Below are 22482 nucleotides of genomic sequence, written 5' to 3'. Positions count from 1 at the left end.
GCGGTCAGCCTGCCGCGGGCATATGGGCCGCACGCTGGAGCTCGGTCTCCCGACGCCGTCGACGGGTCAGCACGACCCGTCGCTCGGCCGCGGTCAGACCGCCCCAGACGCCGTACGGCTCCGGCTGGAGCAGCGCATGCTCGCGGCACTCGACCATCACGGGACAGCGGGCACAGACCCGCTTCGCGGCTTCTTCCCTGGCAAGCCGCGCGGCGGTCGGTTCCTTGGACGGGGCGAAGAACAGCCCGGCTTCGTCCCGGCGGCACACCGCCTCCGAATGCCAGGGACCCGCCTCGTCGCGCGCAGGCAGGCGCTGGGACGGAACAACAGCGGCATCCTGCAGGGGCTGATGCGGTAGCAGCACGGTCTACTCCTGACGACGGCTTCGGCGAGAGAATCACCCTTGCCCGTCTCGCTGCGCACGGCCTTTTCGCACCCCGCAGCCGTACGAGAGACGATGCACCAGCCCTACCCGCTGTGCGCACGCTTATGCACACCGTGGCGATCGTGCGACAACGAGAAAACAACGAGAACGGCAGCCTCAGCCGTCGACGCCCTTACGGAAGCGGTCCCGGCGCTCGCGGTGATCCTCCCGCAGCCGCTCGTGCCGCTCCCACTGCTCCTGTCGCATGCGCTGATGCCGCTCGCGGTGATCCTCCCGCAGCTGCTGGCGCAGCTCCCGGTGCCCCTCGCGCAGCCGGCTGCGCAGATCGCGGATCCAGGCGCCGCGCTTGGGCTTGGCCTCCACGCTGCCCAGTACGGCATAGCCGTTGACGATCACCAGCGGGGCATCGGCGTCCTCCGCGTCGTTCGTCTCGACCTCGAAGGCGCCCAGCACACCGGAGCCGCTGCTGCGCAGCGTGATGTTCTCCGGGACCCGGATCTCCACGCTGCCGAAGATGGCCGTGACATTGATCTGGATCTGCTGCTGCGGGAAGACCGCCTCGGTCAGATCGATCTCCACACTGCCGAAGATCGCGACGGCGTTGATCCGCGCCGGGGCCTGCCAGCGGCCCTTGCGGACGGAGGCGCTGAAGATCGCGACGAGGTTCTGGTCCGGGACCGGGCTGCCGGGCCCGTACGCGTACGCCCCCGGGCCGGGCTGCGGGCGGCCGCCGCCCGCCGCGGGCAGGTCCCGGACGACGGGCTCCAGCTCGCCCATGGTCTTGGCGCGGTAGACCGTGTCGATCCGCTCGGCATGCTCCTCGGGGTCCAGCCGGCCCTCCGCCAGCGCCTCGCGGAGGATCTCGGCGACCCGGTCGCGGTCCGCGTCGGACGCGCGCAGGTCCGCCTCGGCCACGGGCTTGGTCAGATTCACCGGCTGCCGGTCCGGTCGCTGGTCCTGCTTCTGAAGCGGTCCGGTTTCGGGGCCCGGTCGTCCCCCGTTGTCTGCATCCACGGCCCCAGCGTATCGAAACGCGATAGATCGCGACCAGGGATACGCGAAGCCGGGTCGCGCGGCAACTGAGCCCTACCTCACAGCGGCTCCCGCGCACCAGGGTTCTACGCTGTTCAGGCGCTGCCGTAGATGCCAGCCGGACCCCTCCGAGTAAGGAATGACCTTCGATGCCGGAATTCGCCTACACCGACCTTCTCCCCGTAGGTGAGGACAACACGCCATACCGCCTGGTCACCTCGGAGGGCGTGAGCACCTTCGAGGCCGACGGCCGTACGTTCCTCAAGGTCGAGCCGGAGGCACTGCGCAAGCTGGCCGCCGAGGCGATGCACGACATTTCGCACTATCTGCGCCCGGCCCACCTCGCCCAGCTCCGCAAGATCCTGGACGACCCCGAGGCCAGCGCCAACGACCGCTTCGTGGCCCTCGACCTCCTCAAGAACGCCAACATCGCGGCGGCCGGCGTGCTGCCCATGTGCCAGGACACCGGCACCGCGATCGTGATGGGCAAGCGCGGTCAGAACGTCCTCACCGAGGGCGGCGACGCGGAAGCCCTCTCCCGCGGCATCTACGACGCCTACACCCAGCTGAATCTGCGCTACTCGCAGATGGCCCCGCTGACGATGTGGGACGAGAAGAACACCGGCTCCAACCTCCCGGCCCAGATCGAGCTGTACGCGACCGACGGCGGCGCCTACAAGTTCCTCTTCATGGCCAAGGGCGGCGGCAGCGCCAACAAGTCCTTCCTGTTCCAGGAGACCAAGGCGGTCCTCAACGAGGCCTCCATGATGAAGTTCCTGGAGCAGAAGATCCGCTCGCTGGGCACGGCCGCCTGCCCGCCGTACCACCTGGCGATCGTCGTCGGCGGCACGTCGGCCGAGTACGCCCTCAAGACCGCCAAGTACGCCTCCGCGCACTACCTGGACGAGCTGCCCGCCGAGGGCTCGCCGACCGGCCACGGCTTCCGCGACAAGGAGCTGGAGGACAAGGTCTTCGAGCTGACCCAGAAGATCGGCATCGGCGCCCAGTTCGGCGGCAAGTACTTCTGCCACGACGTCCGCGTCGTCCGCCTCCCCCGCCACGGCGCGTCCTGCCCGGTCGCCATCGCGGTCTCCTGCTCCGCGGACCGCCAGGCCGTCGCGAAGATCACCGCCGAGGGCGTGTTCCTGGAGCAGCTGGAGACCGACCCGGCGCGCTTCCTCCCGGACACCACCGACGAGCAGCTGACCGAGGGCGCGGGCCCCGACCTCGACGCGGTCGCCATCGACCTCAACCGTCCCATGGACGACGTCCTCGCCGAGCTGACCAGGCACCCGGTCAAGACCCGCCTCTCCCTCACCGGCACGCTGGTCGTCGCCCGTGACATCGCCCACGCGAAGATCAAGGAACGCCTGGACGCCGGCGAGGAGATGCCGGAGTACCTGAAGAACCACCCGGTCTACTACGCGGGCCCGGCCAAGACCCCCGAGGGCTACGCCTCCGGCTCCTTCGGCCCGACCACGGCCGGCCGGATGGACGCCTACGTCGAGCAGTTCCAGGCGGCCGGCGGCTCCAAGATCATGCTGGCCAAGGGCAACCGCTCCCAGCAGGTCACCGACGCCTGCCACGCACACGGCGGCTTCTACCTCGGCTCCATCGGCGGCCCGGCCGCCCGCCTCGCCCAGGACTGCATCAAGAAGGTCGAGGTCCTCGAGTACGAGGAGCTCGGCATGGAAGCCGTCTGGAAGATCGAGGTCGAGGACTTCCCCGCCTTCATCGTCGTCGACGACAAGGGCAACGACTTCTTCCAGGACCCGGCACCGGCACCGACGTTCACGAGCATTCCGGTGCGGCAGGCCAACTGACCGCCTGAGCCCCACAGAGCCCCTGGCATCCGCCAGGGGCTCTTGTCGTTGTACCGCTTCCGGCCCCCTAGGGGGTCCGCCCGCGGGTCGCTGTCACCGCACGCCCGACGCTGAGGAGTGGCGCGGAGTCCCCTTCCGGCACCCCCGCGACATGGAGGTATTGGGGGCTGAGGAACATCGGAACGAAAACTGGCGCCAAGGATCTGTCGGCCCTGGTGGGCGGCTGACGGTGCGTCGGCTCCGGGACGGGTCTGAAGTCGTTCCACAGATAACACCCCAATATCTGCCGTAGCTTGATCCGTGACCTGCGGTGACGTTCTCCGGGCCGTATGTGAAGCGGCCCTGTTATCCGCGGCAAGGGGGAAGTGGTGCCGACCGTTGTGCAGACGCCGACCGGGAAGGCGTTGACCGTTCGTGCGGCGGCCGAGGTGTTCCTCGACTCGCTCGGCAATCCGAACACGGTCCGGAACTACGGGATCGGCGTGGGCAAGACCGCCGAACGGCTCGGCGAGGCCCGGCCGCTGGCATCGGTCGCGGACGACGAGATCGGCGAGACCCTGGAGCTGCTCTGGGGCACCGCGGCGGTCAACACCTGGAACTCCCGCCGGGCGGGGGTGCTGTCCTGGCTCGGCTGGTGCCGTGAGCGCGGCTACGAGGGGCCGATGGTTCCGGCCTGGGCGAAGCGGCTGGCGGTGCCGGACTCCGAGACCCCGGCGCGCTCCAAGATGGCGATCGACCGGCTGATCGCGCGGCGCGAGGTCCACCTGCGGGAGAAGACGCTCTGGCGGATGCTCTACGAGACCGCCGGGCGGGCCGAGGAGATCCTGGGCGTCAATATCGAGGAGCTGGACTTCGCCGGGCGTCGTTGCCTGGTCAAGGCCAAGGGCGCGCGGAGCAAGGCCCGCCGCAGGGGTCAGGCGCGCGAGGACTTCGTGCTGGAGACCGTGTACTGGGACGCCGGCACCGCCCGGCTCCTGCCCCGGCTGCTGAAGGGCCGCATCCGCGGGCCGGTGTTCGTCACCCACCGCCGTCCGGGGCCGGGCAAGGTCGTCAGCCCCCGCGACGTCTGCCCGGACACCGCGCTGGCCAGGCTGTCGTATGGGCAGGCCCGAGCGCTGCTGGACGAGCACACTGCCCTCCGTGGTCCCGGTACGGGTTGGGACCTGCACGAATACCGCCACTCCTCTCTGACCCACCTCGGCGAGCAGGGCTCGTCGCTCCTGATGCTCATGGCGAAGTCCCGGCACAAGAAGCCGGAGAACGTCCGCCGCTACTTCAAGCCGTCCCCAGAGGCGATCGCCGAGCTCACGAGCCTGCTCGCTCCCGGCGACAGCAGCCGATGAGCCGCTGACCGCCTGACCACCTGATCAAGCCGATCGAGGACCGGCCGGGACACCGGCGGGAGGCGGGTGAGGTAGCTGAGGTAGCTGAGGAGGAGCGCGGACGGCCCGCTTCCCGTCCCTCCCGGCGGGGCCGGTCCCTTGACATCGCGGCGCCTGTTGTGGCTGGTCAGGGCGGTGAATGGGCCTTTTTGGCCCTCCGTCATAGTGGGCGCCATGGACTATGACGTAGTGGTGGCCGGAGGCGGCCCGGTCGGACTGATGCTGGCCTGCGAGCTCCGGCTCGGAGGCGCGCGGGTGGCCGTCCTGGAGCGCCTCACCGAAGTGAACCCGACGATCAAGGGCGGGGCGATCACCACGCCCAGCGCCGAGGCGCTCTACCGCCGGGGCATGCTGCCCGCGCTGGCCGAGGTGCAGCAGCAATCGATGGACCGCTTCCACGCGTTCATGCGCGAGCGCAACGGCGGGGACGGAGGCGGGGCTGCGAGCCAAGGGCTCGGGTTCGTCGGGCACTTCGCCGGGATCATGCTGCGCGCCGACCTGGTCGACCGTACGGAGCCGGGCCTCGGCGACGCCGGACCCGCCGCCGAGATCGCTCTCGTGACGCAGCAGGACATCGAGCGGCTGCTCGGCGAGCGGGCGGACGAGCTCGGCGTCGACGTGCGCCGGGGAGTGGAGCTGACCGGCTTCGACGCGGACGAGGAGGCCGTCACCGTGCGGACGAGCGACGGGGCGATACGCGCCGGCTGGCTCGTGGGCTGCGACGGCGGCCGCAGCGCGGTCCGCAAGCTCGCGGGGTTCGAATTTCCCGGTACGGACCCGGAGATCACCTGTCACCAGGCGGTCGTGGAGATGACCGGTGCCGAGGACCTGAAGGTCGGCTGGACCGCCACGGACACCGGGGTGTACGCCTACGGGCCGATGCCGGGCCGCGTCGTCACCGTGGAGTTCGACGGCCCGCCGGCCGACCGGGACGCGCCGGTCACCACCGAGGACCTCCAGGCGCGGCTGCGCCGCGTATCCGGCGTGGACGTCACGATCACCGGGGTGCGGACCGCGACCCGCTTCACCGACCACGCCCGCCAGGTCACCGAGTACCGCAAGGGCCGGGTGCTGCTGGCGGGCGACGCGGCGCACGTGCACTCCGCGTTCGGGAGCCAGGGGCTGAGCCTGGGCATCGGGGACGCGATGAACCTCGGCTGGAAGCTCGCCGCGGTGATCGGCGGCCGGGCGCCGGAAGGGCTGCTGGACACGTACACCTCCGAGCGGCACCCGGTCGGCGCGCAGATTCTGGACTGGACCCGGTCCCAGGTCGCGGCCATGCGCCCGGACCCGCAGTCCCGGGCCCTGCGCGAGATCGTCAGCGACCTGGCGGGGACGGTCACGGGCACCACGTACCTCACCGCGCGGCTCAACAGTGCCGGGGTGCGGTACGAGCTGCCGGGCGAACACCCGCTGACCGGCCGCAGCACCCCGGACCTCGAACTCACCGACGGCACCCGCCTCGCGGACCACCTCCACGGCGGCCGGGCGCTCCTGCTCGACCTCACCGACGACCCGGAGCTCCGCGCCCTCGCCGCGGGGTACGCCGACCGCGTCGACACCCTGACGGCCGGCTGCCCGTCCCGCCCGGAACTGGCGGCGGTCCTCGTCCGTCCGGACGGCTTCACGGCCTGGGCGGCCGACGCGGGGGCGCAGGCGCCGACGTCGACGGCCGGGCTGGCGGAGGCGCTGGAGGAGTGGTTCGGAGTGCCAGAGGGTGCGGTGACGCCGGGCTGATCCGCCGCTCTGCTGACCGACTCGAACCACGAGCCGATCCCACCCACGGCCGCCGCACCCACCCGGTGTGGCGGCCGCCCGCACCCCAGTCCCGGCCCAGCAGCGGCCCGGAGCTCTCACCGGCCGCCTACCGCACGCGCCGCCACGCATAGCCGCCACGCCCTCCGCCGGTGTTACGGCTCCCGGCACTTTACGAGCCGGTGAGCAGACCGGCGTCGATCTCGGCGGGGCCGACCCCCTTGCGGCCCATCAGGTCCGGCAGCGAACGCAGGGCCCTCAGGACGGGCAGGCCCTCCGGGGTGGCACCGAAGTCGACCACCCTCACCAGGAGCTTCAGAAACGGCCGTACGGTGCCGAACCGGGTGACCAGCTGGGTCCGCCATGCCTCGTCCGCGTCGGAGTCGAGCGGCGGGGTCAGCTCGAACAGTGCGGCGATCGCGGCGGCCAGCTCGTGCCGCGGCACCACCTGCTCGATCCGCTCCCACATCGCGTCCAGCGTCTCCACCTCGGGCGGGGTGACCTCCCCGGTGTCGGTGTCGACCTGCTCGGACGTGGTGTCGAACACGATCTGGAAGGCGGCGGCCGGCTTCGCCGACGTCGGCTCCACCCGCGGCAGGCGCTTCAGCTTCTCCTTCGCCGTCTCCCGCTCCGCGCGGGCCAGCAGCTTCGTCGCGATGAGCACTTCGAGCAGGTCCAGGGCGTCATCGACCGCGCGGGTCGTCAGGTAGACCGCGGTCGCCGGCAGCGTCGCCAGGCGCCGGGAGTCGCCGTGCCGGCGCAGCAGCGACGCCTTGCCGTCGATGCCGTACCGGGACAGCTCCGCCGGCCGCCGCGGCGGTATCGCGGACACGTCCACCTCGCCCATCCCGAGATCGGAGACCTCCGCCGCCCGCTCCAGCGCCCACTTCATCTGGGGCCCGGAGATCCGCACCGGTCCCCGGCGCAGCCGGTCCAGCTCCGACACCCGGGCGCCCGGCGGCACCGTCAGCAGGGAGTCCAGCACCGCCCGCTGACCGGTGCTCAGCAGGCCGTAGAGGGTGTCCCACAGCCGCTGGTTCGCCGCCTCTCGCACGGAGGCGACCAGCCGGGCCAGCGTGGTCACGCCGGGCAGCAGCCCCCGCCGCTCGCGCAGCCACCCCGTCGCCGCGTCGAACAGCGCCTTCGGGCCCTCCCCGGTCGTCCAGGCCCGCGCGTCCGCCCACGCCCGCAGCTCCGCCTCCGCGTCGGCGAACTCCGTGTACTCCAGGAGCTCCCGCAGCTCCCACATGTGCTCGAACCGGGTTTTCTCCCGTTCGCCGTACGCCTTCAGCACCGAGGCGTCCGCGATGCCCAGTTGCTCGGCGAGGTAGTCGACGACTCCGGCCGGCACGTCGGTCGGGTCGTCCAGGAACACCCCGAGGTAGCGCACGGTCGTCGGCTGTACCGCGAAGCCGAGCCGGTTGTGGGACCGCCGTTTGGACTCGATCAGTTCCCGGTCCGCATCGTCCAGGAAGAAGAACCGCTCCAACCCCGTACGCGACGGCGCCCCGTCGTACGCCGCATAGCTTGCGGCCTGCTCATCCGTCAGAAACTCGACCGGCACTCCGGACCTCCGGACAGTCAGTGATCAACACGACTGCCGAAGGCTCCGCCTCCGCCGAACCCCGGGTCAAAGTGCTCTCAGGCGCGCGAAGGGCTTAGCGCCAGTTTTCGTTCCGTTGTTCCTCGCCCCCCGTATTCGACCAGGCCGACGGCGGGAAGCATGACGGCGGGTCCATGCCCCCGGAGGCTCCCCGCGACCCCGCTCCACAGGGCGGCGACGGTAAGTAACTCCGTGACAGCCCCTGCGACCGGCTGAATCAGCCCCGTCCATCTGCTGTTTCCCCCTCGCGGGTGGGCGGGGTTGTCGTAATGCGGGAACGCGGGAATGCAGAAAATCCCCCGTACCCAGAAGGGCACGGGGGGATTCGCTCGCAACCGGCCTAGCTCCGGTTGGCGCCGCCGTTGCAGGACCAAATCTCGATCTCGGCGCCGGGGAAGGTCTGATTGTTCCTGGCGTCCAGGCAGCGACCGGACGACCTGCAGACGAGCTCATTCGTCGGGCCCGTGGCGGGGGGCCGCGGGCTCACCCGGTAGAGCACGGTGCCGCCGGCCGGAACGGTGGCGCTGATGGTGCCGTCGGTGCTGACGTGGCTGGTGTGTGCCCACAGGTCGTTGAGGTTGTAGCCAGCGCTGCTCGCCGGGAGGCCGGCGGCCGCCGCGGTGGTGGAGATGACGGCCTGGGAGGACGTTTCGTTGAACAGGGCCACGGCGACGTCGCCGTTGGCCAGGGGGCGACGCAGCACGTTCAAGCCGTTCTCGGTGGTGACCGCCGTGCCCTGTTCGCCACGGCTGTCCTGATTGACAGCGATGACGTCCTTGTTGAGGTAGACGCTCAGGTCCTGGTCGCTGATGGGGAAGCCGGAACTACCGGCGGCCGCGGGGGTACGCAGGTCGGCACCCGAGATCAGCGGGGCCGCGAGCACTGCGGCGACCGAGAGCTCGGACTTCTCCTGGTCATACGTCAGGCGCTTGTTGGGGTCGTTGGAACCCGACGCAAAAGCGTAGTTGCCGGTCCCCAGCATGTCGATGTCGTTCCATCCGCCGGGACCGGCCCACTTCGCCTTGTCCAAGTCGGTGTGGATGAGTCGTTTGAGGCCGTCGAAGGAGGCGTCCCGGTCCCCGTCGATGCGCCACATGTTGGCCACGCTCTTGCCCCATTCCCAGGGAGACTCGCCCTGGGCCGCGGGCTGGAGCGAGAGGCTGAAGACGATCGGACGGCCGGTCCTCTCAAGGGCGTCGCGCATGGTGCTGTCCCGGGTTTCCAGCGGCAGCTTTTCGTCGCCGGGCCGTTGGGAGGGGTCGCTGGCCGTGCAGTTGTCATACTTGAGGAAGTCCACGCCCCACGAGGCGAAGGTATCGGCGTCCTTCTGCTCATAACCAAGACTTCCGGGGAAGCCCTGACACGTGTGGTACGTCGGGCTCTCGTAGACGCCGAACTTCAGGCCCTTGCCATGTACATACGAGGCGAGTTCGGCCAGGCCATGGGGGTACTTGGTCGCATCGGGGACGAGGCGGCCTTCGGAGTCGCGGGACCGCTCCATCCAGCAGTCGTCGATGGTGAGGTACTGGTAGCCGGCGTCGCGCATGCCGCTGGATGCCATGAAGTCGGCAGTGTCCTTGACGATTTGCTCGGTTGCGTTGCAGCCGAAGGTGTTCCAGCTGTTCCAGCCCATCGGTGGGGTGAGGGCCAGGTGGTTGTCCAGGGCCTGAGCCTGGGCGGGGCCTGCGGTGAGCAGGGGGACGCCGAGCAGGGGAAGCGTGAGGGAGAGGGCTAACAGCAGACGGGAGAGCACACGCATGGAGGCCTCCAGTAGGGAGTGGGGGGCCGGGTGGATTCCGGCCGGCGAGCCGGGGACCCGGGTGTGTTCGACCGGCGGGAGCACGCCCATGTCCTGAGTGGTCGTCACCTCCGGCAGGGTGACCGTGCCCACCTCGGTCCAGGTGGTTGCGTCGGTGGAGTAGTCGGTGCGGCGGATCCGATGTCTGACGCGGTGCGCGGGCAAGCGAACCAAAAACAACATAAACAGTCAATGCCCACAGCAATTCACCTTGCTGATCCGGCCAGTTCAAACAAGATGAAACGGATCTCAACGTCTGCGCTACCTGCGGCGACCCTCTCGGGGCGCTCGGGGGGAGGGCCACCGTTGTTGCGTGCAGACCCTCGGACAACACCCCGGCAGCCGACCGTGGTCCGGGAGCCGAAGCAACTGCGCAGCGCGCCGCTGACCACGCCCTACCTGCCGCGATGACGAGGACAGGCACAGGGCGGCCAGGCCTGACCGAGCCCGAACGGGTCGACCCGGTCGCCGGTCACGACATGGACCGTCGCCCGCTCCTCCATCACGACACCGTCACGGGTCGCGGTGTAGACGCGCAGGGTCATCAGGGACTGCCGGGGTGGCGGCCCCGGCAGCGTGCGGTCGGCGCTCACCAGACCACCTCGGCGGGCTGCGGCCGACGCTCGTACGCGGCGTAGTACGGGCGGACGAGCGGCGTCGCATCACCGTCCAGCGAACGCTCGGCGGGCCCGCGGCGACAGGCCGCGCCAGGGAACTGCGGCGGGCTCCACGGCAGCACGAGGACCGTACGGACGGTCACCGGGCAGCCGCACGCCGAGGGGGCGGGCGCCCGGTGTCGTCCCGTCGCCCGGGGGGTGAGTAAAACCCACACCCACACGAGGCAACGGACAATAGGCTGAACCACGTTGACGCTCCTTGCTGATCAAGCGTTGGCCATGCCCCGGGGCCGTGTGCGCGGCCGCCGGGGTCACTTGTGCCGTCCGCACCGCCTTCGAGCGGATCATCACGTTCCGTGTTCACATCGTTGCCCTGCGGCGTAGCCTCCGAAAGGGAGGAGCTCCTTACTCCTGCAGCCGTAAGGACGGAAGTGAGGCTGTGGCCAAAGAAATTGATCCCTCGGCGTCGTTGGCGGCGCTTTTCGGATCCCGTCTCCGCAGACTCCGCCTGAGCGCCGGTCTGACGCAGGCTGAGCTGGGCCTGCGGGCAAACACGCACAGCACACGCATCAATCAAATCGAGCGAACCACCGGCGCCAAACCCACGCTTGAGCTGGCACGCGCCTTGGACGAGGCGGTGGGCGCCGAAGGATTGCTGATTGAACTGTGGCCGTATGTCTACCGGGAGACGTTTCCCGACTGGTCGCGGGCATTCATGGAGAAGTCGCAGCGGGCTGTGGTTATCAGGCAGTTCATGGCGGCCGTCGTACCCGGTCTCCTTCAGACCGAGGACTACGCCCGCGACCTCTTGAGACTTGACCGGTCGCTCGCATCCGCTGAGCAGCTGGAGGAACGGGTGGCTGCCCGACTCGGTCGCCAGGCCCGGCTTGAGCAGTCCGACGGCCCGGAGCTGTGGGCTGTCCTCGACGAGGCGGTGCTCGCGCGACCGCTGAGCGATCCAGCCGTAATGCGGGCGCAGTTCGCGGGGCTACTGACAGCAGCAGCCGATCCGCGCATTACGTTGCAGGTTCTGCCTTTCAGAAGCGGCGGGCACGACGCGATGGGCGGGTCTCTCACGGTCCTGACCATGCCGGACGGCTCCGAAGTGGCCTACACCGAAGGCTCCGACTACGGTCAACTCATCGAGGATCCACAGGAAGTGAAGTCGTACAGCGTCGCCTACGATCGGCTTCGAGCTCTGGCCCTGCCGCCGAACATGTCGCTCGACATGATCCGATCCGCGATGGAGGACACCCACGATGCTGAGCGCGTCCCGTCCCGATCTGCACGCCGCCGTCTGGCGCAAGTCCAGCTACAGCAATCAGGCGGGCGGCGACTGCGTGGAGGTCGCCGACAACGTCCCCGGCCTCGTCCCCGTCCGTGACTCCAAGACCCCCCACGGACCCGCCCTCCTCATCCCCGACCATGCCTGGGCCGCGTTCATAGCGGGCCTGAAGGGTGAGCGGCCCGCAGCCAGGTGACATACGCCGGTGCCATGATCACTAAACTGTTCGAGTGACACCAGACCTGTGTCACATCACTCAGTTCATGACCACATGGGGGAGACGAGCCATGCGCAAAATGAGCCGTTCACTGGCAGTTGCCGTCACGGCCGTGGCGGTTGCCGGTATCGCCTTCGCCGGGGTCGCGCCGGCCAGTGCCGCTCCGGTTGGTGCCGCGGCGAGCAGCGCCAAGTGCGACGACATCCGGAAGGCCATCAGGCACCACGTGGACGCGGGCTACAGGTACCAGGCACTCGCCAAGCAGGAAGCCGACAAGGCTCACCCGAACCGGGACAAGATCGCCCAGTACAAGGGGATGGCGAAGGCCGAGTTCAGCGCCGCCGATGCGTACCAGGTGCAGTACGCGAAGCAGTGCACGCGGTGATGTCGCTGCGGTGATGTCGCTGCGATGACGTACGAGGGCCTGGCTCTTCGGAGCCGGGCCCTCGTACGTGCGTGCGCCGTTGGGTGAGCGGGCTTCCATATCCGGGAACAGATCGGCGGCCGCGGGTACTGAAAGAGGTATGAGCGAAAACGGCGACTTCAGCGGATCCGGCGACGGCGGCTCCGGCGGCTTCAGGACCGAGCACGACTCGATGGGCGAGGTGCGGGTGCCCGCGCACGCCAAGTGGCGGGCGCAGACGCAGCGTGCGGTGGAGAATTTTCCGATCTCCGGGCAGCGGCTGGAGCGGGCGCACATCGAGGCGCTGGCTCGTATCAAGGCCGCGGCGGCAGTGGTGAATGCCGAGCTCGGGGTGGTGGACAAGGACATCGCGGGGGCGATCCAGGAGGCGGCCGCCGAGGTGGCGGAGGGGCGGTGGGACGAGCACTTTCCCCTCGATGTGTTCCAGACCGGGTCCGGCACGTCGTCGAACATGAACACCAACGAGGTCATCGCGACGCTGGCGAGCGAGCGGCTGGGCCGCGAGGTGCATCCGAACGATCACGTGAATGCCAGCCAGTCGTCCAATGACGTCTTTCCGTCCTCGATTCATATCGCGGCCACGTCAGCGGTCCTCAACGCTCTCATCCCGGCGCTGGAGCATCTGGCGGAGGCATTGGAGCGCAAGGCGGAGGAATTCGCGGGGGTCGTGAAGTCGGGGCGGACGCATTTGATGGATGCGACGCCGGTGACGCTGGGGCAGGAGTTCGGCGGCTATGCCGCGCAGGTGCGGTACGGCGTCGAGCGACTGCGGAGCTCGTTGCCGCGGCTGGCGGAACTGCCGCTGGGCGGTACGGCGGTGGGGACGGGTATCAACACTCCACCCGGGTTCTCGGCCGCGGTGATCGCCGAGGTGGCGCGGGCGACGGGGCTGCCGCTGACCGAGGCGCGAAATCACTTCGAGGCGCAGGGGGCGCGGGACGGGATCGTCGAGACCAGCGGTCAACTGCGCACCATTGCCGTGGGGCTCACCAAGATTTCCAATGATCTGCGGTGGATGGCCTCCGGGCCGCGGACCGGGCTCGCGGAGATTGCGCTGCCGGATCTGCAGCCGGGCTCGTCGATCATGCCGGGGAAGGTCAACCCGGTGATTCCGGAGGCGGTGCTGATGGTCGCGGCACAGGTCACGGGGAATGACGCGACGGTGGCTGCGGCCGGGGCGGCGGGCAATTTCGAGCTGAATGTGATGCTGCCGGTCATTGCCAGGAATGTGCTCGAATCCATCCGCTTGATTGCCAATGTTTCGCGGCTGCTGGCGGACCGTACGGTCGACGGGATCACGGCGAATGTGGAACGGGCCCGGGAATACGCGGAGTCGTCCCCCTCCGTCGTCACGCCGCTCAACAAGTACATCGGGTACGAGGAGGCGGCGAAGGTCGCGAAGAAGTCGCTGGCCGAGCGGAAGACCATTCGTCAGGTGGTCATCGAGGGCGGCTATGTCGAACGGGGGCTGCTGAGTGAGGAGCAGTTGGACGAGGCGCTGGATGTGCTGCGGATGACGCATCCGTAAGCGGGCATCCCGTGAGGCGCACGCACCCGCCGTACTCGTCCGTAACGGCGCAGGGGGCGCGCGTTACCGCGCCCGTAACGCCCGGTGCGACTCATGTCACGGCGGGCGTAATGCCGCGCCTCTAAGATCTGCGCATGACAGCGGACATGGTGGACACGACGGAAGGCGAGACGGCCGGCGGACGCGGGACGGCCGGGGCGAGGCGGGCGGCGGACGGTGCGGCGACAGCGCAGCACTGGGCGCCGGGGGACCATATCCTGTGGCGCTATCGCGACAACGCCGATGCCCGGCAGATCCACATCTGTCGGCCGGTGACCGTTGTCCAGGACACCGAGGAGCTGCTCGCGGTGTGGATGGCGCCCGGCACCACCTGCATCAAGCCGGTGCTCGCGGACGGCACACCGGTGCACCATGAACCGCTGTCCACCCGCTACACCAAGCCCCGCCGGACCACCCACGACCGCTGGTTCGGCACCGGGGTGCTGAAGCTGGCCCGGCCCGGCGACCCGTGGTCGGTGTGGCTGTTCTGGGAGCGTGGCTGGCAGTTCAAGAACTGGTACGTCAACCTGGAGGAGCCGCGCCGTCGTTGGACGGGCGGCATCGACTCCGAGGACCATTTCCTCGACATCTGTGTCTATCCGGACCGGCACTGGGAGTGGCGGGACGAGGACGAGTTCGCGCAGGCGCAGCGGGACGGGCTGATGACGGCGGCGCGGGCCGCCGAGGTCAGATCCGCCGGCCGGGCCGCGGTCGCACAGATCGCGGCGTGGGGCGGGCCGTTCGCGGACGGCTGGGAGGACTGGCGGCCCGATCCCGCCTGGGAGGTTCCCCCGCTGCCGGAGAACTGGGACCGTGCACCGGATTGTTTGCGGTCGTGAGGGAGTGAAGTGAAACAACGTGAGTGAAGGGGGCGAACCGTGGAAAGGTGCGCCTATGGGCGAAGCTGTTTCTCGCCGGGCGAGGAGCGGGGCCGAGCCCCCTTGCTGCGCCCCGGGTCTTCAAACGTAGGATCGTCCTCCGCAAGACTGCACAGGCGCAACTCCAGAACTGGAAAACGAACTTGACCGCGGTCGTAGGAGGGGCGAGGTCGTGAGTGCGACTAGCTACGACGGATACGAGGGTCTGAACCGGTTAGCGCTGGACCGGGCCGGTCAGGCCGAGGCGTTCGACGCGATCGGAGACCGGTACAACGAGGCCTTTCCGCACAAGGAGGGCCAAATCGCTTCGGGCGCCTGGCTGGCCGACGCGCTGCCGAACGGCTCGCGGATCCTGGATCTCGGCTGCGGCACGGGGCTGCCGACCGCTCGTCAGTTGTCGGACGCCGGGCACCGCGTCGTAGGAATCGATCTCGCCCCCTCGATGGTCAAACTGGCCCGGGACAACGCCCCGGGCGCTGAATTCCACCGGCTGGACATCGCCGATCTGCGCGGCGGCCGACTCGGCGGCCCCGGCTCTTTCGACGGTATCGTCGCTTATTTCTCCCTTCTGATGCTGCCCCGTGCGGAAATCCCTTACGCACTGGGCATGCTGCATGATCTGCTACGACCGGAGGGGCTGCTGGCCCTGTCGATGGTCGAGGCGGATGTGGACGACTTCACGATTCCGTTCCTGGGCAACTCGATCCGGGTATCGGGTTACCTGCGGGACGACCTGCGCCGGGTCGTGCACGACGCGGGTTTCGACGTCGTCGGGGAGGATGCCTACGCATACGCCCCGGCGAGTACGGACGTACCACCCGAGATCCAGCTCTTTCTGCACCTGCGACGCGCCTGAGACGCAGCGCGTTGGGCGCGCCCGCACAGGGCGGCGCGCTCGGAACGCGGAGCGTCGGGCGCGCAGCCCCGGACGGATGGAATCCCACGCGTGACGGAGCACCCCACCTCCCACGAATCGCGGCGGTCGGCCTCGACCGCCGCGCCCTCGGCGTCCCCTGCTCGGGGACCGGCCGGGACGGCGCCGCTCGGCGCGGTGCCCGACCCGCGCAGCGCCCTGCAGCAGCCTGCCGTGACCGGGTTCGCCCCGGTGCCCGGCAGCGGCTTCGCGGTGCGCGGCGGTGACGACGTCGGTCTGGCCGGTGGCGCCGTCATAGCCTCGGCGGGTCCGCAGGCCGGGCACGCCGATGACGAACCGGTCGCGGACCATGGCGCGGCGCGGCGGGACCCGGCGGCGGAGGCGGAGGGCACTGCCGCCGGTCACTCCAGCGGGCCTGCCGCGCCACGCGCCGCCGGTCATGACGACGATCATTTCGCCGGTCGTTCCGGTCGTGCCGGCGCGCGGGACGATGCGCCGATCCCGTGCGGTGAGGCGTACGGCGACTCTTACGGGGAGGTGGCCATGCCCGCGAGCGGGCGGCCCGGCGGCGCGCCGGATGCGGAGCGGGAGACGGCGCGAGCCGGGCGGCGGGTGGCGCAGGGCGCGGTGGGTCGCGTCGAGGCGCCCGAGCCGGGTGAGGAGCCGCACCGCGGGCAGCGCCCTCGGCACGGCGGCGAGGGCATCGGGCGGCCGCGCGAAGGCGGAAGTCCGGGCGGCGGCGGACGGTCGCGGCCGCGCGGCGGCGATCCGGGCGGGACGGTGCCGGGCCCGTCGCCGGCGCCGCACGACGGGCGGTCCTCCGCTTCGGGTGCCCACCACGATGAGACGTCACGGGCGGCGGGGGCCGGGGAGGCCACCGGGGCCCAGGTGCCGCCGCCGGCGAGCCCGCCGCAGGGCCCGCCGCCCGTTCCTCCGGCCCGCTCGGCGCATCCGGGCGAGAGCGGTGAGGTGGCGGCGGCCCGTCAGGCGGGCGGTGACCGGCTGCGGTTCATCGGGGCGGCCACCCGGCGGATCGCCCGGGGCATAGATCTCGACGAGATCGTGCTGGGCCTGTGCCGCGCGACGGTGCCGACGTTCGCCGACGCGATCCTCGTCTATCTGCGGGATCCGCTGCCGGTGGGTGATGAGCGGCCGACCGGCCCGGTGGTGCTGCGGCTGCGGCGTACCGACCGGATTCCGGAGGAGCCGGACACCAACGGCGCCCGGCTGCCGGTGCTGCCCGCGCAGCCCGATCTGGGCCCGGCGATGGGCGGCAGCGCGGCGGAGCTGGCCGAGGTGCGGCCCGGCGGTCCGCTGGCCGAGGTGCTGCGGGGCGTACGGCCGCTGTTCGGCGAGGCGCAGGCGGCGCGTACCGCGCTGCCCGAGCTGCTGGGTCCCGACCCGTGCCTGCCCGGCGGCCATCGGGTGATCCTGGCGCCGCTGCGCGGCCGTCGGCGGGTGATCGGTGCGGCGGTGTTCCTGCGCCGCCCGGACCGGCCGGCGTTCGAACCGGACGATCTGCTGGTGGCGGCGCAGCTGGCGACGCACACCGCGCTGGGTGTGGACAAGGCGGTGCTCTACGGCCGCGAGGCGTATATCGCCGATGCGCTGCAACGCACGATGCTGCCGGACTCGCTGCCGCAGCCGACCGGGGTCCGGCTGGCCAGCCGCTATCTGCCGGCCGCCGAGACGGCCCGGGTGGGCGGCGACTGGTACGACGCGATCCCACTGCCGGGCAGCCGGGTGGCGCTGGTGGTCGGCGATGTCATGGGGCACTCGATGACCTCGGCCGCGATCATGGGCCAGCTGCGGACGACCGCGCAGACGCTGGCGGGTCTCGATCTGCCGCCGCAGGAGGTGCTGCACCATCTCGACGAGCAGGCGCAGCGGCTGGGTACGGACCGCATGGCGACCTGCATGTACGCGGTCTACGACCCGGTGGCGCACCGGATCACCATCGCCAACGCGGGGCATCCGCCGCCGGTGATGCTGCACCGCGGCGGGCGCGCCGAGGTGCTGCGGGTGCCGTCGGGCGCGCCGATCGGCGTCGGCGGGGTGGACTTCGAGGCGGTGGAGCTGGACGCTCCGGCGGGCGCCACGCTCGTGCTGTACACGGACGGGCTGGTCGAGTCGCGGATCCGGGACGTGTGGACCGGTATCGAGCAGCTGCGGGAGCGGCTGGCGGAGACGGCCCGGCTGACGGGTCCCAACCCGCCGCCGCTGGAGCCGCTGTGCGACGAGGTGCTGGACATGCTGGGGCCCGGCGACCGCGATGACGACATCGCGCTGCTGGCGGCCCGGTTCGACGGGATCGCGCCGAGCGATGTCGCGTACTGGTATCTGGATCCGAAGGCGCAGACGGCCGGGCAGGCCCGGCGGCTGGCCCGGCGGGCGCTGGCGCGCTGGGGCCTGGACGAGCTGACCGACCAGCTGGAGCTGCTGGTCAGCGAGGTGGTGACGAACGCGGTGCGGTACGCGGAGCGGCCGATCACGCTGCGGTTGCTGCGGACGGACGTACTGCGCTGCGAGGTCGGGGACGACGTTCCGCAGCTGCCGCGGCTGCGTCAGGCCCGGCCGTCGGACGAGGGCGGGCGGGGTCTCTACCTCGTCAACCGGATGGCGCGGCGCTGGGGCGCGACCCGTCTGAGCATGGGAAAGGTCGTCTGGTTCGAGCTGTCGATGCCGCCGGGGGCGCCGCGCGGCTGAGTCCGGGGGCGCCCGTTCCCGTATCCCACATGTTGGACCCCGTCCGAGACCGGATGGGGTCCAACTCTTGCCGACATGCCGTCGGAAGAGTTGACTGCTTGGGTGGACGTAAGGGACTGACTGACCCAATTCGGGACTGACCGACCCCCTACTCCAGTCGTCGATACAGGAGGCACTCCTCCATGACCAGCACCGCGCACAACGTCCCGCGCACAACGAACAACGCCGGTATTCCGGTGGAGAGCGACGAGCATTCACTCACTGTGAGTGCGGACGGCCCCATCCTGCTCCAGGACCACTACCTGATCGAGAAGATGGCCCAGTTCAACCGGGAACGGGTCCCCGAGCGGGTGGTGCACGCCAAGGGCGCCGGCGCGTATGGACACTTCGAAGTCACCAACGACGTCAGCCAGTTCACCAAAGCGGATCTCTTCCAGCCGGGCAAGACCACCGAGATGCTGGCCCGCTTCTCGACCGTGGCGGGCGAGCAGGGCTCCCCCGACACCTGGCGCGATCCCCGTGGCTTCGCCCTGAAGTTCTACACCGAGGACGGCAACTACGACCTGGTGGGGAACAACACCCCGATCTTCTTCGTCCGGGACACGATCAAGTTCCAGGACTTCATCCGCTCGCAGAAGCGCCGCCCGGACAACGGGATGCGCGACAACGACATGCAGTGGGACTTCTGGACGCTGTCGCCGGAGTCGGCGCACATGGTCACCTGGCTGATGGGCGACCGCGGCATCCCCAAGACCTACCGCAATATGAACGGCTACGGCTCGCACACCTATATGTGGGTCAACGCCGGCGGCGAGAGGTTCTGGATCAAGTACCACTTCAAGACCGACCAGGGCATCGACTTCCTCACCCAGGAGGACGCGGACCGGATCGCCGGCGAGGACGCCGACGCCCACCGCCGTGATCTGTACGACGCCATCGACAGCGGCAACGCTCCGTCATGGACGCTGTATGTACAGGTCATGCCGTTCGCGGACGCCCCGGACTACCGGTTCAACCCGTTCGACCTGACCAAGGTGTGGCCGCACGGCGACTACCCGCTGATCGAGGTCGGGCGGATGACGCTCAACAAGAACCCGGACGACTACTTCATCCACATCGAGCAGGCGGCGTTCGAGCCGTCCAACATGGTGCCGGGCATCGGCCCGTCGCCCGACAAGATGCTGCTGGGCCGGCTGTTCTCCTACCCGGACACCCACCGCTACCGCATCGGCCCGAACTACGCCCAGCTGCCGCCCAACCGGCCGCGGGTGCCCGTCCACTCGTACGCCAAGGACGGCCCGATGCGCTACGACCCGAACCGTGTGGCCAGGCCGTACGCCCCGAACGGGTACGGCGGTCCGGCGGCGGACATCCTGCGCTACGGAGAGCCCGCGGGCTGGCAGACCGCCGGCGAGATGGTGCGCGAGGCCTACACGCTGCGCCGCGACGACGATGACTTCGGCCAGCCGGGCACGATGGTCCGCCAGGTCCTCGACGACGCGGCCCGCGACCGGCTCGTCAACAACGTCTCCGGACATCTGCTCAACGGCGTCAGCCGTCCGGTGATCGACCGCGCGCTCCAGTACTGGCGCAACATCGACAAGAACGTGGGCGACCGGATCGCGAAGAAAGTGAACGGCGGCTGAGCCGCCGAAACGCCCGCGCACACGCACCGCGGCCCCCGCCATCGAGGCGGGGGCCGCGGTGCTGTGTGCGCTCGGGCGTCAGTTGAAGCCGGGCACGCTGTTGGCTCTGTTGCCGTCGCCTCCAGGGCCGCCGGTGGTTCCGGTGCTGGTGCCGCCGGTGTCGACGCCGCCGTCCGTGCCGCCGTCCGTGCCGCCGGTCGGCGGGCCGGACGCGGTGCCGGTCGGTGTGGCCGGGCCGGTCGGCCGGCCGGTCTGGGTGTGGGTCGGCGTACCGCTCGGCGTGCCGGTCGGCGTCGGCGTACCGCTCGGCGACTTGCTCGGCGTCGGGGTCGTCGACGGGGTGTTGCTCGGCGTCGGCGTGCTGGTCGGGGGCACCCCGGCGCCGAGGTCCGTGTCCAGGTCGAATTCGGCGCCGATGTTGCCGCCGAGCGCGGACTCGGTGTACTCCGCCCACACCTGGGCGGGGTAGCCGCCGCCGTTGACCCGGCCGCCGCCGCCGGTGCCCTTGAGGGTGACCTGGGCGCCGCCCTTGGGGGACTCGCCGAACATGCCGACCGCGGTGACCAGCTTGGGCGTGTAGCCCACGAACCACGCCGACTTGTTGTCGTCGGAGGTGCCGGTCTTGCCGACCGCGTGGTAGGCGGTGTTCTTCACGGCGTCCGAGGCCGTGCCGTCGTTGACCACACCCGCCAGTACGGAGGTGACGGTGTCGGCGGTCTTACGGCTGAGCACCTGGTCGCCGATCGGGTTCTTCAGCGGCTGTTCCGTGTCGACGCCGTTGACCGGGTGCACGGCCTTGGTCACCAGCGTCGGGGTGACCTTCTTGCCGTGGTTGTCGAGCGTGGCGTAGGCCCCGGCCATCTGGAGCGGGCTGGCGCCCATGGTGCCCAGGGTCATGGCGGGCTTGACGTCCATCTTGGAGCCGTCCATGCCCAGGCTGACCGCGGTCTTCTTGATCTTGTCCAGGCCGACGTCCGCGCCCATCTGCGCGAAGACCGCGTTGACGGAGTTGTTGGTCGCGATCTGGACGCTGATCTTCCCGTACTGGTGCTCGTCCTCGTTGGGCGGTGCGAAGGGGATGGTGCCGCCGACGACCGGGCGGCGGTTACGGCCGTCGTAGATCGTGTTCGGGGTGATCGGCACCTGGTCCTGGGTGGTGACCGCGTTGTTCTCCAACGCGGACGCCAGGATCAGCGGCTTGAAGGTGGAGGCCGGCTGGTAGTCGGAGCGGGTGGCGTTGTTCGTGTAGTGCTTCGGGTAGCCCGCGCCGCCGTACATCGCCACGATGTGACCGGTCTTGGGGTCCACGGAGGTGGCGCCGAGCTGGGCGTCCCCGTCGACCTTGCGCTGCTTGGGCTTGAGGTCGTCGGTCAGCTTGCGCTGGACGGCCTTCTCCAGCGCCTTCTGCTTGTTCTTCTCGATACCGAGGGTGATCGTCCAGCCGCCGCGCTCGAATGCCTTCTCGTCGACGCCCTGGGCGAAGAGCTCCTGCTTGGCCTGGGCCACGAGGTAGCTGGTCTGGCCGGTCAGGCCGGGCAGCGGCTTGGGGTCCTTCGGGACCTGGAACTTCTGCTTGGCGCGCTCCTGCGGGGAGAGCCAGTGCATCTCGACCATGTTGTTGAGCGTGTAGGCCCAGCGCTCCTGGACCCGCTCCTTGCCGTCCTGGGTCGCCAGGGTCCAGTCGTACTGGTTCGGCGCCTGGAGCAGCGAGGCGAGGTAGGCGCCCTCCGAGACGGTGAGCTTCTCGACGTCCTTGCGGTAGTAGGCCTGGGCGGCGGCCTGGATGCCGTAGGCGCCGCGGCCGTAGTAGCTGGTGTTGATGTAGCCGGCGAGGATCTTGTCCTTGCCCAGCTTGTTGTCCACCTTGAGCGAGATGACGATCTCCTGGAGCTTGCGGCTGACCGTCTGCTCCTGGCTCAGGTAGTAGTTCTTGACGTACTGCTGGGTGATCGTCGAGCCACCCTGCTTGCCGTGGCCCATCAGCGTGTTGAGGATGCCGCGCGCGGTGCCGAACAGGTCGACGCCGGAGTCGTGGTAGAACGACTTGTTCTCGGCGGCGACGAAGGTGAACTGGACCTTCTTGGGTATGCGGTTGAGCGGGACGTTCTCGCGGTTGCGCAGTCCGGTACGCGCCATGATCTTGCCGTCGGCGTACTTGTAGACGTTGCTCTGCAGCTGCGCGTCCTTGTTGCCGTCGCTCGGGATGTCCACGTACAGATACAGGCCGATGAAACCGAGGATGCCCAGCAGGCAGACCCCGAGGAAGGTTCCGAGGATCTTCTTCCAGGTGAAGAGGCGGCGTATGCCGGACTTCTTCTGTTTCGGTTTGGCCCGGCGGGTGCTCCCCTGTCGCGCCCGTCTCGCTTCCGCTCGGCCCATCGCTTCAGCAACTCCAGTCGTTCCGCCCCCAGCTAATTCAGCTGTTGAAGCTAACACCGCATCTGTCAACAGATACTCATCGATCACGGCTTTTTCCGACGTGACATACAG

16 protein-coding genes and 2 pseudogenes are annotated in these 22482 nt (G+C 69.8%); 11 read left to right on the top strand and 7 right to left on the bottom strand.

Annotated elements, in window-relative coordinates:
* Positions 1 to 4 precede the first annotated feature (4 nt).
* Together KI385_RS29035 and KI385_RS29030 are read right to left on the bottom strand one after the other, a co-directional pair.
* Positions 5 to 364 carry a WhiB family transcriptional regulator gene (locus KI385_RS29035; protein WP_128508790.1) on the bottom strand — a complete coding sequence of 120 codons (360 nt, stop codon included), beginning with the start codon at positions 362 to 364 and terminating at the stop codon, positions 5 to 7.
* A gap of 318 nt (positions 365 to 682) precedes the next feature.
* A pseudogene (locus KI385_RS29030) lies at positions 683 to 1399 on the bottom strand (DUF1707 SHOCT-like domain-containing protein); the annotation flags it as partial.
* 167 nt (positions 1400 to 1566) lie between these two features.
* Here KI385_RS29030 and KI385_RS29025 point away from each other — a divergent pair.
* The 3 genes from KI385_RS29025 to KI385_RS29015 all read left to right on the top strand — a co-directional run bounded on the left by KI385_RS29025 (position 1567) and on the right by KI385_RS29015 (position 6359).
* Entirely contained in the window at positions 1567 to 3240 is a 1674-nt protein-coding gene (locus KI385_RS29025) for a fumarate hydratase (RefSeq protein WP_238575093.1), read from the top strand.
* A 368-nt stretch (positions 3241 to 3608) separates the two neighbouring features.
* Complete coding sequence (locus tag KI385_RS29020; protein ID WP_238575092.1) at positions 3609 to 4583, top strand: site-specific integrase; 975 nt, start codon at positions 3609 to 3611, stop codon at positions 4581 to 4583.
* 213 nt (positions 4584 to 4796) lie between these two features.
* Positions 4797 to 6359, top strand: a complete 1563-nt coding sequence (locus KI385_RS29015; protein WP_238575091.1) for an FAD-dependent oxidoreductase — start codon at positions 4797 to 4799, stop codon at positions 6357 to 6359.
* A gap of 193 nt (positions 6360 to 6552) precedes the next feature.
* Here the strand turns inward: KI385_RS29015 and KI385_RS29010 are convergent.
* From KI385_RS29010 to KI385_RS28995, 4 genes and pseudogenes are all read right to left on the bottom strand, one after another.
* Positions 6553 to 7941: pseudogene (locus KI385_RS29010) on the bottom strand (DUF4158 domain-containing protein); the annotation flags it as partial.
* Positions 7942 to 8320: 379 nt separating this feature from the next.
* Positions 8321 to 9943: an alpha-galactosidase gene (locus KI385_RS29005; protein WP_238575089.1), complete on the bottom strand. Its 1623-nt coding sequence runs from the start codon at positions 9941 to 9943 to the stop codon at positions 8321 to 8323.
* A 230-nt stretch (positions 9944 to 10173) separates the two neighbouring features.
* Complete coding sequence (locus KI385_RS29000; protein WP_238578107.1) at positions 10174 to 10371, bottom strand: hypothetical protein; 198 nt, start codon at positions 10369 to 10371, stop codon at positions 10174 to 10176.
* Positions 10368 to 10538 (bottom strand): hypothetical protein, encoded by a 171-nt coding sequence (locus tag KI385_RS28995; RefSeq protein WP_238575088.1) that lies wholly within the window; start codon positions 10536 to 10538, stop codon positions 10368 to 10370. Before KI385_RS28995 ends, KI385_RS29000 begins: the two co-directional genes overlap by 4 nt.
* A gap of 326 nt (positions 10539 to 10864) precedes the next feature.
* Here KI385_RS28995 and KI385_RS28990 point away from each other — a divergent pair, with 326 nt between their 5' ends.
* The 8 genes from KI385_RS28990 (at position 10865) to KI385_RS28955 (ending at position 19992) form a co-directional block, all read left to right on the top strand.
* Entirely contained in the window at positions 10865 to 11779 is a 915-nt protein-coding gene (locus KI385_RS28990) for a helix-turn-helix domain-containing protein (protein WP_238577892.1), read from the top strand.
* Positions 11736 to 11876, top strand: a complete 141-nt coding sequence (locus KI385_RS28985) for a DUF397 domain-containing protein (RefSeq protein WP_238575087.1) — start codon at positions 11736 to 11738, stop codon at positions 11874 to 11876. Before KI385_RS28990 ends, KI385_RS28985 begins: the two co-directional genes overlap by 44 nt.
* 34 nt (positions 11877 to 11910) lie before the next feature.
* Positions 11911 to 12282: a hypothetical protein gene (locus KI385_RS28980; RefSeq protein ID WP_238575086.1), complete on the top strand. Its 372-nt coding sequence runs from the start codon at positions 11911 to 11913 to the stop codon at positions 12280 to 12282.
* 139 nt (positions 12283 to 12421) lie between these two features.
* Positions 12422 to 13849 carry a class II fumarate hydratase gene (locus KI385_RS28975; RefSeq protein ID WP_238575085.1) on the top strand — a complete coding sequence of 476 codons (1428 nt, stop codon included), beginning with the start codon at positions 12422 to 12424 and terminating at the stop codon, positions 13847 to 13849.
* A 134-nt stretch (positions 13850 to 13983) separates the two neighbouring features.
* Entirely contained in the window at positions 13984 to 14727 is a 744-nt protein-coding gene (fomD, locus tag KI385_RS28970; protein ID WP_238575084.1) for a cytidylyl-2-hydroxypropylphosphonate hydrolase, read from the top strand.
* Positions 14728 to 14938: 211 nt separating this feature from the next.
* Positions 14939 to 15622, top strand: coding sequence for a class I SAM-dependent DNA methyltransferase (locus tag KI385_RS28965; protein WP_238575083.1), 684 nt, complete (start codon positions 14939 to 14941; stop codon positions 15620 to 15622).
* A gap of 90 nt (positions 15623 to 15712) precedes the next feature.
* Entirely contained in the window at positions 15713 to 18346 is a 2634-nt protein-coding gene (locus KI385_RS28960; protein WP_238575082.1) for an ATP-binding SpoIIE family protein phosphatase, read from the top strand.
* 182 nt (positions 18347 to 18528) lie between these two features.
* Positions 18529 to 19992: a catalase gene (locus KI385_RS28955; protein WP_238575081.1), complete on the top strand. Its 1464-nt coding sequence runs from the start codon at positions 18529 to 18531 to the stop codon at positions 19990 to 19992.
* Positions 19993 to 20070: 78 nt separating this feature from the next.
* Here the strand turns inward: KI385_RS28955 and KI385_RS28950 are convergent, their stop codons facing one another.
* Positions 20071 to 22371: a transglycosylase domain-containing protein gene (locus tag KI385_RS28950; RefSeq protein ID WP_238575080.1), complete on the bottom strand. Its 2301-nt coding sequence runs from the start codon at positions 22369 to 22371 to the stop codon at positions 20071 to 20073.
* Positions 22372 to 22482 lie beyond the last annotated feature (111 nt).

This window comes from Streptomyces inhibens, assembly GCF_022221585.1.
Lineage (GTDB): Bacteria > Actinomycetota > Actinomycetes > Streptomycetales > Streptomycetaceae > Streptomyces > Streptomyces inhibens.
Note: the sequence above shows the minus strand (reverse complement) of the source record. Positions and strands in the feature narration are given on the sequence as shown.